The 16,833-nt window shown below is 40.9% G+C and carries 12 protein-coding genes; 5 read left to right on the top strand and 7 right to left on the bottom strand.

Annotated features, from left to right (window positions below; genetic code table 11):
* Positions 1 to 482: 482 nt before the first annotated feature.
* The 7 genes from A7967_RS20945 to ampD all read right to left on the bottom strand — a co-directional run bounded on the left by A7967_RS20945 (position 483) and on the right by ampD (position 10,447).
* The gene (locus A7967_RS20945) at positions 483 to 1,172 is read right to left on the bottom strand and encodes a tRNA-uridine aminocarboxypropyltransferase (protein ID WP_054203091.1); all 690 of its coding nucleotides are present in this window, start codon (positions 1,170 to 1,172) and stop codon (positions 483 to 485) included.
* A 353-nt stretch (positions 1,173 to 1,525) separates the two neighbouring features.
* Positions 1,526 to 2,953: a dihydrolipoyl dehydrogenase gene (gene lpdA, locus A7967_RS20935; RefSeq protein ID WP_054203090.1), complete on the bottom strand. Its 1,428-nt coding sequence runs from the start codon at positions 2,951 to 2,953 to the stop codon at positions 1,526 to 1,528.
* A 181-nt stretch (positions 2,954 to 3,134) separates the two neighbouring features.
* Positions 3,135 to 5,042 (bottom strand): pyruvate dehydrogenase complex dihydrolipoyllysine-residue acetyltransferase, encoded by a 1,908-nt coding sequence (aceF, locus tag A7967_RS20930; protein ID WP_064436070.1) that lies wholly within the window; start codon positions 5,040 to 5,042, stop codon positions 3,135 to 3,137.
* 10 nt (positions 5,043 to 5,052) lie between these two features.
* A complete protein-coding gene (gene aceE / locus A7967_RS20925; protein WP_054203088.1) occupies positions 5,053 to 7,719 on the bottom strand; it encodes a pyruvate dehydrogenase (acetyl-transferring), homodimeric type in 2,667 nt (888 codons plus the stop codon).
* Between the two features lie 104 nt (positions 7,720 to 7,823).
* Complete coding sequence (pdhR, locus tag A7967_RS20920; protein WP_054203087.1) at positions 7,824 to 8,573, bottom strand: pyruvate dehydrogenase complex transcriptional repressor PdhR; 750 nt, start codon at positions 8,571 to 8,573, stop codon at positions 7,824 to 7,826.
* 452 nt (positions 8,574 to 9,025) lie between these two features.
* The gene (gene ampE, locus A7967_RS20915; protein WP_064436069.1) at positions 9,026 to 9,877 is read right to left on the bottom strand and encodes a beta-lactamase regulator AmpE; all 852 of its coding nucleotides are present in this window, start codon (positions 9,875 to 9,877) and stop codon (positions 9,026 to 9,028) included.
* 24 nt (positions 9,878 to 9,901) lie between these two features.
* Positions 9,902 to 10,447: a 1,6-anhydro-N-acetylmuramyl-L-alanine amidase AmpD gene (gene ampD, locus A7967_RS20910; RefSeq protein WP_054203190.1), complete on the bottom strand. Its 546-nt coding sequence runs from the start codon at positions 10,445 to 10,447 to the stop codon at positions 9,902 to 9,904.
* Between the two features lie 1,025 nt (positions 10,448 to 11,472).
* Between ampD and nadC the strand changes: the two genes are divergently transcribed.
* From nadC to coaE, 5 genes are all read left to right on the top strand, one after another.
* Entirely contained in the window at positions 11,473 to 12,318 is an 846-nt protein-coding gene (nadC, locus tag A7967_RS20905) for a carboxylating nicotinate-nucleotide diphosphorylase (RefSeq protein ID WP_064436068.1), read from the top strand.
* A gap of 485 nt (positions 12,319 to 12,803) precedes the next feature.
* Complete coding sequence (locus A7967_RS20900) at positions 12,804 to 13,235, top strand: pilin (protein WP_054203084.1); 432 nt, start codon at positions 12,804 to 12,806, stop codon at positions 13,233 to 13,235.
* An 84-nt stretch (positions 13,236 to 13,319) separates the two neighbouring features.
* Positions 13,320 to 14,543, top strand: a complete 1,224-nt coding sequence (locus A7967_RS20895) for a type II secretion system F family protein (RefSeq protein ID WP_054203083.1) — start codon at positions 13,320 to 13,322, stop codon at positions 14,541 to 14,543.
* A gap of 660 nt (positions 14,544 to 15,203) precedes the next feature.
* Complete coding sequence (locus tag A7967_RS20890; RefSeq protein ID WP_054203081.1) at positions 15,204 to 16,115, top strand: prepilin peptidase; 912 nt, start codon at positions 15,204 to 15,206, stop codon at positions 16,113 to 16,115.
* Positions 16,116 to 16,117: 2 nt separating this feature from the next.
* A complete protein-coding gene (coaE, locus tag A7967_RS20885) occupies positions 16,118 to 16,741 on the top strand; it encodes a dephospho-CoA kinase (protein ID WP_064436067.1) in 624 nt (207 codons plus the stop codon).
* Positions 16,742 to 16,833 lie beyond the last annotated feature (92 nt).

Below are 16,833 nucleotides of genomic sequence, written 5' to 3'. Positions count from 1 at the left end.
AGCTATCAGCTATCAGCTATCAGCTATCAGCTATCAGCTATCAGCTATCAGCTATCAGCTATCAGCTATCAGCTATCAGCTATCAGCTATCAGCTATCAGCTATCAGCTATCAGCTATCAGCTATCAAAAAATACTAAACTATTTTGCTATTGTTATGCATAGCATTTTAATACGGGTTTACTTCTTATTACCCAAGCCACCTCAAAATGCAGTTTCAGTTGGAATTAAAAGCGATTAAGGCAGGCATTGATTGCAAGTCATAATAGTTCTATTATTAAAATCAATCCCTTATAAAAGTAACGCAGTATAAATCGCTTTTAAACCAACCTGCTGGGCATTTCACAGACGCTTACTCTCATCGTTGTTACTTCTTAAAAGGGACTACCATTGTTACAAAATAACGCCTTGATATTAAACACCTGTGAAACGCTGAAGTCTGCATCTCGAGGTGGTTTGGGTATACAGCGTTTAAATTTACTCGTTATTGTGGTCGGCCTTTGTTGCGCTTACCTAATAAGTACGCGTCGCGAAACTTCATAAAATGCTGCTCGAGTTTATTAGATGCATCTAATTCACCTGCCAATGCTAATACCATAATAGCCACTTCAGCGGTACCAAGTTGATGAGCGTGAGGGGCAACACGCAGGCGATAATCAGATAGCTTGTCAGCAGTGATCGACAGCACAGGTAAATTATCTAAGTAAGGGCTTTTACGAATCATTTTTTTTGCTTCGCGCCATGTGCCATCTAAAAAGATAAACAAAGGACGTTTATTTGGTTGATGCTCCACCTCGGTAACAACTCGTGCAGGGTTTTCAATATCTGAAGCTGGAAATATCACCATAGGTTGATATTGTGGATCATTTAACAGCGCTAAAAGTTTAAGATCGGGCTCGGTTCTATCCCAACGAAAAGCATAATTGTCAGGAACTATTTCAGCAATCAAACGACCGGTATTAGAAGGTTTAAAACTTTCATTGTGGTACATCAGCATACATACAGCGGCCTCACAGTTTGCCTGCTCTACACCGTCACAAATGCAATAATGCTTTGCAATTAAACATTGCTCACAGCGATCCATTTTGCCGCCACGGGCATTAAACTCCCGACGAGATTCGCTAATTTGCTGCGCGCGCAAGGCAAGTACTGAATTAGAAGAGCGGTTAATCACAAGCTTTATACCTAAAAATTGATCGGCGCGTATTATAGCTAAAGTCAGTGGGAATTGATATCAGCTATCAGCTATCAGCTATCAGCTATCAGCTATCAGCTATCAGCTATCAGCTATCAGCTATCAGCTATCAGCTATCAGCTATCAGCTATCAGCTATCAGCTATCAGCTATCAAAGTTTTGCCCAGTTCAGCTTACGTGTCAAGAAGGCCTATCTTTAGCTGACGGCTGACGGCTGACGGCTGACGGCTGACGGCTGACGGCTGACGGCTGACGGCTGACGGCTGACGGGTATAATCAAAACAAAAAACCCAAGCCGAGGCTTGGGTTTTTAAACAATTAACTAAAAGAACTTACTTCTTCTTTTTAACTGCTTTTTTGTTTGGTAAATCAGTGATTGAACCTTCAAAAATCTCAGCTGCTAGGCCGATTGATTCGTTCAATGTTGGGTGAGCGTGAATAGTAAGCGCTAAGTCTTCGCCATCTGCGCCCATTTCAACTGCTAAGCCGATTTCGCCAAGCATTTCGCCTGCGTTAATACCAATCATAGCACCACCGATAACACGGCCACTTTCTTTATCAAAGATCAGCTTAGTTGAACCTTCAGTACGAGCAGATGCAATTGCACGACCTGATGCAGCCCACGGGAATACCGCAGTTTCAATGCTTAGGCCTTGCTCTTTTGCTTCTTTCTCAGTTACACCAACCCACGCGATTTCTGGATCAGTATAGGCAATTGAAGGTATGCATTTAGGATCAAAGAAGTGTTTTTGACCTGAGATAACTTCAGCAGCAACATGACCTTCATGAACCGCTTTATGTGCAAGCATTGGTTGACCAACAATGTCACCAATTGCAAATATGTTGCTAACGTTTGTTTTAAGCTGCTTATCAACATTAATAAAGCCACGCTCATCAACATTAACGCCCGCTTTGTCAGCATCAAGTAATTTACCGTTTGGTGTACGACCAACTGCTACAAGCACTTTGTCATAACGTACTGGCTCTGCTGGTGCATTTTTACCTTCAAACGTTACATAAAGACCATCGTCTTTCGCTTCAACGCCAACAACTTTAGTTGATAACATTACGTTGAACTTTTTGCTCACGTATTTTTGGTAAATCTTAATGATGTCTTTGTCGGCAGCAGGCACTAATTGATCAGCAAACTCTACAACATCGATTGCAGAACCTAATGCACGATACACAGTACCCATTTCAAGACCAATAATACCACCACCTAATACAAGTAGTTTCTCTGGTACATCTTTAAGTTCTAATGCGCCAGTTGAATCAATTACACGGTCATCTTGTGGAATGAAAGGCAAGTTAACAGGCTGAGAACCCGCTGCAATAATAGCATTATCGAACGTGATAGTTGTTGCGCCATCAGCACCTTCAACAGCGATAGTGTTGCTACCAGTGAATTTACCATAACCGTAAACCACTTTTACTTTACGCATTTTAGCCATGCCGTCTAGGCCACCAGTCAACTGACCGATTACAGAATCTTTCCAAGAACGTACTTGGTCTAAGTCAATTTTTGGTGCGCCAAAAGTAACACCATGAGATTCCATTGCTGCTGCATCATCAATTACTTTAGCTACGTGTAAAAGTGCTTTTGAAGGGATACAACCAACATTAAGACATACGCCGCCTAATGTATCGCGAGATTCTACTAATGTAACTTCTAAGCCCAAGTCAGCAGCACGGAAAGCTGCAGAGTAACCACCAGGACCACCGCCTAGTACAACAACTTGAGTTTTTAATTCGTTGCTCATGCTATTACCTTAATTGTTTGAACGGGACACTGCCCTAAAGTTTAACTGCCAAGTTTCTGCAAGGCAGAAAATCAGAGCAGATCTTTGTGCAAAGATTGTATCATTGCAAATGGTAAAAATCCCAGCAAAAAACAACTGGCTGGGATTTGATTCTATTTATTTAGCTACATGCACCAATTGCTTACATTACTAATTGGCGAATATCGCTCATGTAACTTGCAAGAGTGACAGTAAAGCGTGCAGCTAATGCTCCGTCAATCACCCTATGGTCGTATGACATTGAAAGTGGAACCATTAATTTTGGTTCAAACTCTTTGCCATTCCATTTCGGTTTCATTTCAGACTTAGATACACCTAAAATAGCAACTTCTGGCGCGTTTACGATTGGCGTAAAGGCTGTACCACCAATCCCGCCTAAGCTTGAAATTGTAAAACAACCACCTTGCATATCAGACGAAGTTAGTTTGCCGTCACGTGCTTTAACCGATACTTCCATCAGCTCGCGCGATAATTCAATGATGCCTTTTTTATCAACATCTTTAAATACTGGCACAACTAAACCGTTAGGTGTATCAACCGCAACACCGATGTTGATGTACTTTTTAAGGATTAAGCTTTCGCCATCATTAGAAAGTGAAGAGTTAAATGTAGGGAACTCAGCAAGTGCTTTTGCTGCTGCTTTCATTACAAATACCAGCGGGGTGATTTTAACACCTAGCTTTTTCTTCTCTGCAAGCGCATTTTGTTCTTTTCGGAAGACTTCAAGACTGGTGATATCAGCTTCATCAAACTGAGTAACATGAGGAATTTGCACCCAGTTACGGTGTAAGTTTTTACCCGATAGCTTTTGAATACGAGAAAGTTTCTTCTCTTCAATCTCACCAAATTTAGCAAAATCAACTTTTGGCCATGGAATTAAACCAAGCTCACCGCCGTCAGCATTACCTTTACTTGCAGATAATTGACCTGACTCAACTTGCTTAACTAGGTTTTTCACATAGTTTTGCACGTCTTCTTTAACAACACGACCTTTACGGCCAGAGCCTTTCACGTTTGCAAGGTTGATACCAAACTCACGCGCTAAACGACGTACAACTGGCGATGCATGTGCATACGCGCTGTTGTTTTCAAAGCTTTCATTGCTGGCTTTTGCCGGTGCTGCTTGTGGCGCGGGTGCTGACTCTGCTTTTGCAGGTGCTGGAGCGGCTTTTTCTGCTGGTGCAGATGCAGCAGGTGCACTACCGGCAACTTCAAATACAAAGATAAGTGAACCGGTCGATACTTTATCGCCTGCGGCTACTTTAATCTCTTTAACAGTACCTGCAAACGGTGCTGGTACTTCCATTGCCGCTTTGTCGCCTTCAACGTTTAAGATTGATTGATCTTCAGTAACGCTGTCGCCAACAGCAACCAAAATTTCAGTTACTTCAACTTCATCACCACCAATATCAGGTACGTTTACTTCTTTGCTGCTTGGTGCTGAGCTTTGTACAGGCGCAGACTCTTGTGCTGGCGCTGCTTTTTCTGCTTGCGCAGGTGCAGGTTCACTACCGGCTACTTCAAAAACAAACACAAGTGAGCCTGTTTTTACTTTGTCGCCAGCAGCCACTTTAATTTCTTTAACTGTCCCAGCAAACGGCGCTGGAACTTCCATCGCTGCTTTGTCGCCTTCAACATTTAAGATTGATTGCTCTTCAGTAACAGTGTCACCAACGGCAACCAGGATCTCAGTCACTTCAACTTCATCATCGCCGATATCTGGTACGGTAACTTCTTTAGTCGTTGAGCCTGAAGATGCAGCAGGTGCTGCGTCTTCAGTTTTTGCTTGTTCAGCGGGAGCAGCACTTGATGCTTTCTCTTCGCCTTCAAACAAGAATACTAAAGTCCCCGTAGTGACCGTATCACCAACATTTACTTTAATTTCTTTTACAGTACCGGCTTGTGCAGCGGGTACTTCCATTGAGGCTTTATCACCCTCAACCGTTAGTAATGATTGGTCAACTTCAACTTTGTCACCAACGCTCACTAGAATTTCGGTTACTTCGACTTCATCGCCACCGATATCTGGTACATTAATTTCAATACTCATTGCAAACCTCTTATGCGTACAGTGGATTAAGTTTGTTAGTGTCGATGTTGAACTTTTTAAGTGCCTCAACAACAACTGACTTTTCAACTTCACCACGTTTAGCAAGTTCAGATAACGTAGCAACCACTACGTAGCTGGCGTTAACTTCAAAGTGACGGCGTAAATTCTCACGGCTATCAGAACGACCGTAACCATCCGTACCTAGCACTTTATAGTTGCTGCTTGGAATAAACGAACGCGCTTGCTCTGCGTAGTTTTTCATGTAATCCGTTGCGGCAACAGTCACTGAATCATTTAAGACGCTCGTGATGTACGCAGTTTTTTGTTCGCCTTCAGGGTTAAGCATGTTGAAACGTTCAACATCTTGACCTTCGCGCGTTAATTCATTGAATGACGTTACAGAGAATACATCAGATGCAATACCGTAATCTTCACTTAAGATAGCTGCGGCTTTACGTACTTCGGTCATGATAGTACCTGAGCTTAATAACTGTACATTGGCTTTTTTACCCGCGTAGCTTTCAAGCTTGTAGATACCTTTACGAATACCATCTTCAGCACCTTCTGGCATAGCAGGTTGTGCATAGTTTTCGTTCATTAGCGTTAAGTAGTAGTAAATATTTTCTTGATCTTCACCGTACATACGACGAATACCATCTTGGATGATAACCGCAACTTCATACGCATAGGTTGGATCGTAAGAGATACAGTTAGGCACAGTGTTAGCAAGAATATGGCTGTGACCATCTTCGTGCTGTAAACCTTCGCCATTTAGCGTTGTTCGACCGGCTGTAGCACCTAATAAGAAACCACGTGCTTGTTGGTCACCTGCCATCCATGCCATGTCGCCAACACGTTGGAAACCGAACATTGAATAGTAGATGTAGAATGGGATCATTGGTAAATCGTTAGTGCTGTATGATGTTGCAGCAGCAACCCATGACGACATTGCACCTAACTCATTGATACCTTCTTGCAGTACTTGACCTGATGTAGCTTCTTTATAGTAAGAAACGATATCACGATCTTGTGGTGTATAGTTTTGGCCATGCGGGTTATAAATACCGATTTGACGGAATAAACCTTCCATACCAAACGTACGCGCTTCGTCAGCAATAATTGGTACGATATTTTTACCAATGCCCTTATCTTTTAATAAGATATTAAGTGCACGCACAAAGCCCATCGTGGTAGAAATATCACGTTTTTGCTCATCAAGTAATGGCTTAAATGCTTCTACTTCTGGTAGCTGTAACTTTTCAGTAAAGTTAGGAATACGTTTTGGCGTGTAACCTTTCAATGCATCACGGCGAGCATGTAGGTATTTGTACTCTGGCGAACCTTCTTCAAGTTCTAAATAAGGTAGCTCTGCAAGTTGCTCTTCAGACACTAAATCATCTAAACCTAAGCGTGAACGTAAATGTGCCACATGTGACATGTCCATTTTTTTCACTTGGTGCGCAATATTCTTACCTTCAGCCGCTTCACCCATGCCGTAACCTTTTACAGTTTTAGCAAGGATAACCGTTGGACGATCATTTGTTTGCTCTGCTTTTTTAAATGCAGCGTATAATTTTGATGGTTCATGACCACCACGCTTAAGAGCAAAAATCTCGTCGTCTGTCATGTCAGCAACAAGTGCCGCTGTTTCAGGGTAACGACCAAAGAAATGTTCACGTACGTACGCGCCATTTTTAGCTTTGTATGTTTGATAATCACCATCGATGGTTTCGTTCATCAATTGTAGTAACTTACCGGTAGTATCTTTAGCAAGTAAGATATCCCAACCGCTGCCCCATACTACTTTAATGACGTTCCAGCCAGCGCCTTTAAATAAGCCTTCAAGCTCTTGGATGATTTTACCGTTACCCATTACTGGGCCATCTAAACGCTGTAAATTACAGTTAATTAGGTAACACAGATTATCTAGCTTTTCACGCGCAGCGAAAGAAATAGCACCACGTGATTCTGGCTCGTCCATTTCGCCATCACCTAAAAACGCATATACACGTTGATTTTTAGTGTCTTTTAAGCCACGGCCATCTAAGTACTTTAAGAATCGCGCTTGATAAATAGACGCGATTGGACCTAGGCCCATTGATACTGTAGGGAATTGCCAAAATTCAGGCATTAATTTAGGGTGTGGGTAAGACGGTATGCCTTCACCATCAACTTCTTGACGGAAGTTATCAAGCTGTGCAGCTGATAAACGCCCTTCAACAAATGCACGCGCATAAATACCTGGAGAAATGTGACCTTGGTAATAAACTAAGTCACCGCCATCAACATCATTAGGGGCTTTAAAGAAGTGGTTAAAACACACTTCATAAAACGCAGCCGATGACTGATAAGACGCCATATGGCCGCCTAAGTCGAGGTCTTTTTTCGAAGCACGCAATACAATCATGATTGCGTTCCAACGAATAATAGAACGAATACGGCGCTCAAGGTTTACATCCCCTGGGTAAGCAGGTTCTTGATCAACCGGGATCGTATTAACGTAGTTTGTGTTAATGCCTGTTGGCATATCAACACCGTCTAAACGGGCTTGCTCTAATACTTGCTCAAGTAAAAACTGAGCACGTTCAACACCTTCTTCGCGCACAACTGATTCAAGAGCTTGTAACCACTCTTGTGTTTCTAGCGCGTCTACGTCAATTTTATTGACTTCAGACATATGGAGGTTTCCTTATGTTTAAAATACGAATGTTCTTAATAAGCACTGTGGTATAAAGCGTTGCTATATTACAGTCAGTGCTTGCTTAAATTATTAATCTTTACTTAATTTTGTTTGGTGCGTCTTAAACTACGTTCAATCCGCGAATGCTCTTTGCCCGCTTCCAATAATGCTTCTTCAATGAAAGCTAAGTGAGCATTACTGGCAAGGCGTGCTTGCTCAGGATTCCCTTCAATCACTGCATCCATTAATAAACGACGATGCTGAGCCAACTGCTTACTAATATGCGGTTTTTCTAACAACACCGTTAAATTTTGTAATACATTTTGCTCTAATAGCGCTTGCATGCCACGTACTAAGTGCAATAGCACAACATTATGCGACGCTTCAGCAACACTAAAATGAAACGCATTAATTGCTTTGGCTTTTTGCTGTAAATCAACATCAGCTAAAGCGATATAATCAAAGCTTTGCTTCACTTTCTCAAAGTCGGTGCCAGTACCACGAAGTGCGGCATAATATGCGGCAATTCCTTCTAAGGCATGGCGAAACTCAAGTAAATCAAACTGCGATTCCGGGTGCTTGCTGATCAAATCAAATAATGGATCCGTCAACCCTTCTTCTAGCTGATTTTTTACAAACGTCCCGCCACCTTGGCGACGTGTTACTAAGCCTTTAGCCTCTAGCTTTTGAATTGCTTCACGTAATGAAGGTCGAGATACTTCAAATTGCTTTGCTAATTCACGCTCTGGCGGCAGTTTTTCACCTGGTGCTAATGAGCCCTCAAGAATCATGTTCTCAAGCTGCTCTAAAATAACATCCGATAGTTTTGCTGCTTTAATCTTTAAAGACATTAATGGACGTCCGTAATAGTGATAGGAATGACTTAAAAAATAGTTTTCTACCTGCAACTGGAGCAAAAGGTAAATTGGTCATACCAAATTTGTGCCATACGTTATCAAAAAGCGTGTTTGCTGTCAATTTCACTACGACAGAGCCCTGTAAAGCAGACTAACGCATTTAGCATAAAGATTAAACAGTATGAGGTAAAGCGAGTGTTTGGAAAGGTTTTTTATATCAAATCGAAATGGTCTGACCAGATAATTAAACACTGAGAAGCCGATTATTTACTATCAATAAATACCTAAAAAACTTTTATACATAGAGAATAAATGAGAAGAAGCTGCCAGCTATATACCATCGTAGGAGAGCGCTTTAGCGCCGATTGGCTTTAACACAAAACCTAGAACAATCACGGCTAAAGCCTGTTCCCACAAAACAAATACAACACCTAGCAGCTGTTTCTTTACGCTAAGCCACCAAACAAAGTAAGCAATGCAATTAGCACCAAATAAAACAATACATTTCGTTTTACTAATTTCACCATACACGTAGCTTCATAGGTACAACCAAAGTGCTGCTGCTCAATTTGCTCAGCCGCTAATGCCGTATTGGTTACAACTTTACGATTACTCACAGAAAAGTCGAGTACATAGCGTAACCAACAACTCGTTCCTTTATTGAAGTTACCTATTACTAAATAACCAAAGCTTGCAATTCTCGCAGGTAGCCAATCAAGCCAAAATAATAAAGTATGAATAAGCTTAAACCGTTTTGCATACGCCACGCTATGATCTTCGCGTACTATATCGCCGTAAGTACGCACTAATGCATAGAGTACTGCACCGGGGACACCTAACACTACAAACCAAAAAATCACAGCGCAATAGAAGCGAAAATTGATCCACGCAAGTGTTTGCCCAAAGCTCTCTCCCCCAACTTCATCTTCAGTGCGCTTTTGTCCCATTTGATACGCATACAAAGTAGCAGCCTCACTATCACCACGAGTAAGAGCATTCAAATAAGATTTATATAAAACTCGATGCTTAGCACAGCCAAAACACACAAGCAGTACCACAACATTAACGACTAACTGCCATAATACAAAATCAGAAAAGGTATACACCAACGCACTCGCAATAACTGGCAGTACAAGCCAAATTAAAAACCCATGAGCAGAATGAAACATTCCTTTATCACTGAGTTGCTTTTTAGAACGAGATAAATACCCCTGTGCATAATGACTAATTTGCCAATAATTTGATCGCGCACCAAGGCGCTCTAAAATTAATGCGATAATAATAGAAATTAAAATCATAACGGTCTCTTAGCTTGTCGCTTTTTAAAATAGTCCGGCAAAATAAAACTGCCAATCAAAACTCTCACCAGGATCACTTTTTCGTCCAGGCGCAATATCACAATGTCCAACAATTCGCTCCTGAGTAATCGCTGAATATTTATTAGTCAATGCGTTAGTTAAGGATTGTAATGCATTATATTGGTTTTGGGTATATGGCGTTGTATCAGTCCCTTCAAGCTCAATACCAATACTAAAATCATTACACTGGCTGCGCCCTAAAAATTCAGACCGCCCAGCGTGCCAAGCGCGCTTACTAAAAGGTACGTATTGTACTATCTCACCGCAGCGCTTAATAAAGCAATGTGCAGAGACTCTCAAACCTTGTAAATCACTAAAGCTAGGGTGAGCTTGATGATCAATACACCCCATAAATAAATCATCTACATATGGCGTAGCAAACTGCCCTGCCGGTAAAGAAATATTATGGATGACCAATAAAGAAATACCTTCATCATTCGGGCGCTCATCAAAATATGTGCATGGTCGCTGAATCGCCGTATCAACGACGCCAAAAGAGTTTATTTTCATAATGTATCTGTAAATAAGTACATAGCAAGATGCTAATAGATTTTTAAGCACAATGACAGCAAAGTAATAAAACGTAGCAGCGGGTTTATCCCGCCGCAACAGCCCTTACATTTACGCAGAGTAAACCCACGCCTACATATTGCTAGCACCGCGATCCTGTAGGTCGTCATTTATGGCGACAATGGCTATTTTTACTACTGAGAGCGCAAAAGCGCTGCGCGCTACACCGAGAAAACCCAAGTAAAACATCACTTATTTCTTCTCTGTGAACTCAGTGTCCTCTGTGGAAAATTAGTCACTTAAAGAACTTTAATTGCGCAAGATAAACCCACGCCTACGTATTACTAGAAAACGATCCTGTAGGTCGTCATTTATGGCGATAATGGCTACTTTACCACCGAGAAAACCCAAGTAAAACATCACTTATTTCTTCCCTGTGAACTCAGTGTCCTCAGTGGTGAATTAGTCACTTAAAGAACTTTAATTGCGCAAGATAAACCCACGCCTACGTATTACTAGAAAACGATCCTGTAGGTCGTCATTTATGGCGATAATGGCTACTTTACCACCGAGAAAACCCAAGTAAAACATCACTTATTTCTTCCCTGTGAACTCAGTGTCCTCTGTGGTGAATTAGTCACTTAAAGAACTTTAATTGCGCAAGATAAACCCACGCCTACGTATTACTAGAAAACGATCCTGTAGGTCGTCATTTATGGCGACAATGGCTACTTTACCACCGAGAAACCAAAGTAAAACATCACTTATTTCTTCTCTGTGAACTCAGTGTCCTCTGTGGTGAATTAGTCACTTAAAGAACTTTAATTGCGCAAGATAAACCCACGCCTACGTATTACTAGAAAACGATCCTGTAGGTCGCGTTTTAGCGCGCCAACATTAAAATAACAAACACTGTCGCCATAAATGACGACCTACAATATATGCTGGGCGGCTGATAGCTCTTCTATTCACTCATCAAACCATGTAAAATTTGTGCAATTTCCTAATTATAATGAGCTTTTATAATGTCTATCCCACACAGCCTATTAAGCCAACTCGTTAAACTTGCCCTTGATGAAGATTTAAATTATCAAACTGCTGAGCAAGGCGATATCACTGCGCAATTAATTCCAGCATCACAACAAGCCAATGCAAAAGTGATCACCCGTGAAGACTGCGTTTTTTGTGGTAAAGACGTTATTATAGAAGTATTCAGCCAAGTTGATCCAAGCGTCACAGTCAATGTACTGGTAAACGATGGTGATATGATAAAAGCTAACGACACCTTATTTACAGCATCAGGTTCAGCACGCGCGATTTTAACCGCTGAGCGTACAGCACTTAATTTTGTGCAAACACTGTCAGGCACTGCTACAACAACCGCGCATTACGTAAAAGAGCTCAATGGCACCAATACCCAATTACTTGATACTCGTAAAACGATTCCAGGTATGCGTGCCCTACAAAAATACGCAGTCAAATGTGGTGGCGGGGAAAATCACCGTATAGGCTTATTTGATGCGTTTTTAATTAAAGAAAACCATATAGCCGCCTGTGGTGGTATTGATAAAGCCGTAGCTCAAGCAAAACTAAATCACCCAACTAAACCTGTAGAGGTAGAAGTTGAATCACTTCATGAGCTAGATCAAGCCATTAATGCCGGTGCTGATATTATAATGCTTGATAACTTTAGCGTTGAGCAGATTCAACAAGCGGTTGTAGTTACCAATAAACGCGCCAAATTAGAAGTCTCTGGTAATATGACCTTAGAAACACTACGAACCTACTCACAAGCAGGGGTTGATTTTATCTCCAGTGGCGCACTTACAAAAAACTTACAATCTATCGACTTATCTATGCGTTTCGAGTAAAAATTCTACAAATAAATTATTTAATTTTTACCTAATCCGTTGACAAATTGACCAAAAAAGCATTAAATACGACGAAAGGATTATTTTGTAACAAACTGTTAATTTCAGTATCACTTTTACATTAAAATAGTGATAAAGTAAGCCGCAAGGATGAGCGAAACTCTCCCCAAGCAATACAAAAGCTTTATACGGATGTGTTTTTTATATTCAAAAATCATCTGATAAAAATAATCACTTGTTTTTTGAAATTAGTCTGCGCATAAAACTCTCAGAAAGTTCCTAAAATTCTATGAGTTCAGTGCAAAACAGCTTTCAAAAAGCTATTTTAGTGCTAAAGTAATTCTAAACGCCTATTTCCAATCAATTTTGGGTAGGTATAAGAATTAAAATAATTTTTTAAAAAACCGTAAGATAAACATGCTTTATTAGTTTACTCATAAAGCAACTTAGCTTACAAAAAAATCACTATCCTTTAGGAGAGGAACATGGAAAAAATGACACAACAGAAACAAAAGGGTTTTACCCTAATTGAATTAATGATTGTAGTAGCAATCATCGGTATTCTTGCTGCTATCGCATTACCAGCTTACCAAGATTACACAAAACGCGCACATGTGAGTGAAGGTATGAGTTTGGCTCAAGGAGCAAAATCAGCAGTCACTGAAACATACGCATCAACGGGAGCATACCCAGCAGATAATGCAGCTGCAGGCCTTGATGCTGCAGCTAATATTAAAGGTAATGCAGTTACATCGGTAACTGTTGCTGCAGGTGTAATTTCTGTTGCATTTGACACGACCAAAGTAGGTACTGGTGCATTGGTATTTACTCCTACCGATCAAGGTGGCTCTATAAGCTGGACATGCGCTAGTGACGGTACTTTAGAGGAAAAACTATTACCTGCTACTTGTAGATAATATAGAATCTTATACGTAAATCAAAAAGCTGAGCTTTAAATGCTCAGCTTTTTTAATTACTAAATAAAAGTGCAGATAAATCAAATGACTAAACAGCAAGAAAAAGGCGTCGATACTTTTCAGTGGATAGGTGTTAGCGCTCGCGGAAAGCGTCTTGAAGGTGAAATAACTGGTGCTAGCATTGCTTTAGTCAAAGCACAGTTACGCAAACAAGGTATTACCCCTTCAAAAGTAAAACGCAAAGCCAAACCTTTGTTTGGTACGCGTATGCAAAAAATAACACCCAAAGATATTGCCTTGGTAACACGGCAAATCGCTACCATGCTGATGGCGGGCGTGCCGCTCATTCAATCAATCGAAATGATTGGCACAGGGTCAACAAATAAAAGCGTTGCCAAACTGATGGAAACCATTGGTGACCAGGTTAAAGCCGGTGGCACATTATCTGATGCTCTTCGCAGGCATCCGCGTTATTTTGATGATTTATACTGTGATTTAGTTGCCTCTGGCGAACAATCAGGTGCGCTTGATAAAATATTTGATCGCGTCGCTATTTATAAAGAAAAGTCCGAAGCACTAAAATCAAAAATTAAAAAAGCCATGTTTTACCCTATTGCGGTGCTAGTTATAGCTCTTATTGTTACCTCTATCTTGCTTATTTTTGTGGTACCGCAATTTCAGGATATTTTTGCCGGCTTTGGCGCAGAGCTTCCAGCATTCACTTTAATGGTCATTGGCATATCTGAATTTATGCAAGAGTATTGGTGGGTCATTCTTATAATTATGGTGGCGGCTGGTTACGCTTATAAAGAAGCTTTATTAAAAAGTAAAAAACTGCGTGATGCCAACGACCGCTTAATATTAAAGCTCCCTGTGATTGGTATGATATTAAATAAAGCCGCCGTTGCCCGCTATGCGCGTACTCTTTCGACCACTTTTGCCGCGGGTGTACCACTTGTTGATGCGCTTGATTCTGCTGCAGGCGCTTCGGGTAATGCTGTTTACCGTTATGCTATTTTAGATATTAAGGCTGAGGTAAGCTCCGGTAATCAAATGAACTGGGCAATGCGCAACTCAAAAATATTCCCCGATATGGTTATTCAAATGGTCGCTATTGGTGAAGAATCTGGCTCTTTAGATGGCATGCTTGCAAAAGTTGCCACTATTTATGAGCAAGAAGTTGATGATGCAGTTGATGGCTTATCTAGCCTGCTAGAGCCACTCATTATGGCGGTGCTTGGTGTATTAGTCGGTGGTTTAATTATTGCGATGTACTTACCGATTTTCCAACTAGGTTCGGTTATATAAAAGCTGTAAGCTGTAAGCTGTAAGCTGTAAGCTGTAAGCTGTAAGCTGTAAGCTGTAAGCTGTAAGCTGTAAGCTGTAAGCTGTAAGCTGTAAGCTGTAAGCTGTAAGCTGTAAGCTGTAAGCTGTAAGCTGTAAGCTGTAAGCTGTAAGCTGTAAGCAAAAATATTCCGAATTTATATTCAGCAATGCAAGCTCTTTTTATTTATTGTAGGGACATTGCTGTGAGTTTGGGTAAAGCTATGCCTGTAGCCGTTTTCTATGGAAATACATTCACGTAGGAGCCAGCTTTAGCTGCGAATTATTTATATTTTGTTCACCCGGACTTTCTCGATGTAGCGCGCTGCGCTTCTGTGCACTCGGTGGTGAAATAATCATTGTCGCCATGAATGACGACCTACTTTGGCTTTCTCGATGTAGCGCGCTGCGCTTCTGTGCGCTCGGTGGTGAAAATAATCATTGTCGCCATGAATGACGACCTACATGGGTTTTCTAGATGTAGCGCGCTGCGCCTCTGTGCAATCGGTGGTAAAAATAGTCATTGTCGTCATAAATGACGAGCTACATGAGTGCGGTGTTTAAATGTGCGTAGACTCGGGATTTTTCATTTAATTTTCAGGACTGTTTTAGGTTGATTTTTTAAATCATTTTTTAGGTAATACAATGCAAAATTTTTTTCTCGATATAATTACAGTGATGCAAGACCAGCTGTGGTTTTATTTACTTACAGTAGGCCTTGTTAGCCTTTGTATTGGCAGTTTTTTAAACGTCGTTATTTATCGCTTACCAGTTATGATGCAACGAGAGTGGCAAACTGAGTGTCGCTTGCTGCTCGATGATGAACTCACTCACGCTAAAAACAAACGCACTGATGACGTAATTACTGAGCCTTTTAATTTAGTAAAACCAAACTCGACTTGTCCAAAATGTAAAACTGCAATTAAAGCATGGCAAAATATTCCTGTAATTAGCTGGCTATTTTTAAGAGGCCGTTGCGGTAGTTGCAGTAACCCTATTTCGGTACGTTACCCTATCATTGAAATGCTCACAGCCGTGATGAGTTTAATCGTCGCTTACACCTTTGGTGTTACTGAACAAGCTGCACTATATATTTTTATCACTTGGGTATTAGTGGCACTCACCTTTATTGATATTGATCATATGCTCCTGCCAGACCAACTAACCCTGCCTTTGGTGTGGTTGGCGCTTATTGCAGCTGTAATGGAAATTACTATTTCTCCTGCCGATGCGATTATCGGAGCGGCCTGTGGCTATTTAAGCTTATGGAGCGTTTTTTGGCTATTTAAGCTGATCACAGGTAAAGAAGGAATGGGTTATGGTGATTTTAAATTACTAGCCGTATTTGGCGCACTTTTAGGGTGGCAAGCACTGCTCACTATCATTTTGCTTTCAAGTGTTGTGGGGGCTGTGATTGGTATTACACTTTTAAGTATACAAGGTAAAGATAAAGCCACTCCTATTCCATTTGGCCCCTATTTAGCCATTGCCGGCTGGGTTGCATTATTGTGGGGTACGCAAATTCAACAGATGTACTTTAACTGGCTTGGCTACTAGTTATGGCACGCTCTAAAAACAATTGGATTCTAGGTTTAACGGGGGGCATAGGCTGTGGAAAAAGTGCTGTCAGTGAGCTATTTGAACAGCATGGCATCACAGTAGTTGATGCTGATATCATTGCTCGTCAAGTAGTCGCCCATGATAGCACTGGCTTACATGAAATAGGTAAGCATTTTGGCGCTGATATTCTCAATCATGATGGTACGTTAAACCGTACAAAGCTTAGAGAAATTATTTTCGCTGATAGTGAGCAAAAAAATTGGCTTAATGCCCTTTTACACCCGTTAATTCGTGAAAAAACCATCTCGGATCTAAATGCTGCATCTAGCCCTTATGTAATACTAACTGCGCCTTTATTATTTGAAAACCAGCTAGATAAATACTGTAATCGTACTTTGGTGATTGATGTGCCAATCGAAGTACAGGTTGCACGAACAGTAGCAAGAGACAATATAAGCCTGGCACAAGCCAACAGTATAATTGCAGCGCAAATGAGCCGAGAAGATAAACAGGCTAAAGCAACTGATATCCTAGATAATAATCGCGCATTAAGCTTAGTAGCCCAAGACGTTACGCTATTACATCAACGTTACATGGCATTGGCCAATGAATCTAAAATTTAAGCTACATATTCCTAATAAATTATAAATTTTCAATATTTTAGTTGGCAAATCATGCTAAATTGGAAAGACTAATGTTATACCAATTGCATTAA

Origin of the sequence: Pseudoalteromonas neustonica (genome assembly GCF_001653135.1) — a bacterium.
GTDB classification, from domain to species: domain Bacteria; phylum Pseudomonadota; class Gammaproteobacteria; order Enterobacterales; family Alteromonadaceae; genus Pseudoalteromonas; species Pseudoalteromonas neustonica.
Note: the sequence above shows the minus strand (reverse complement) of the source record. Positions and strands in the feature narration are given on the sequence as shown.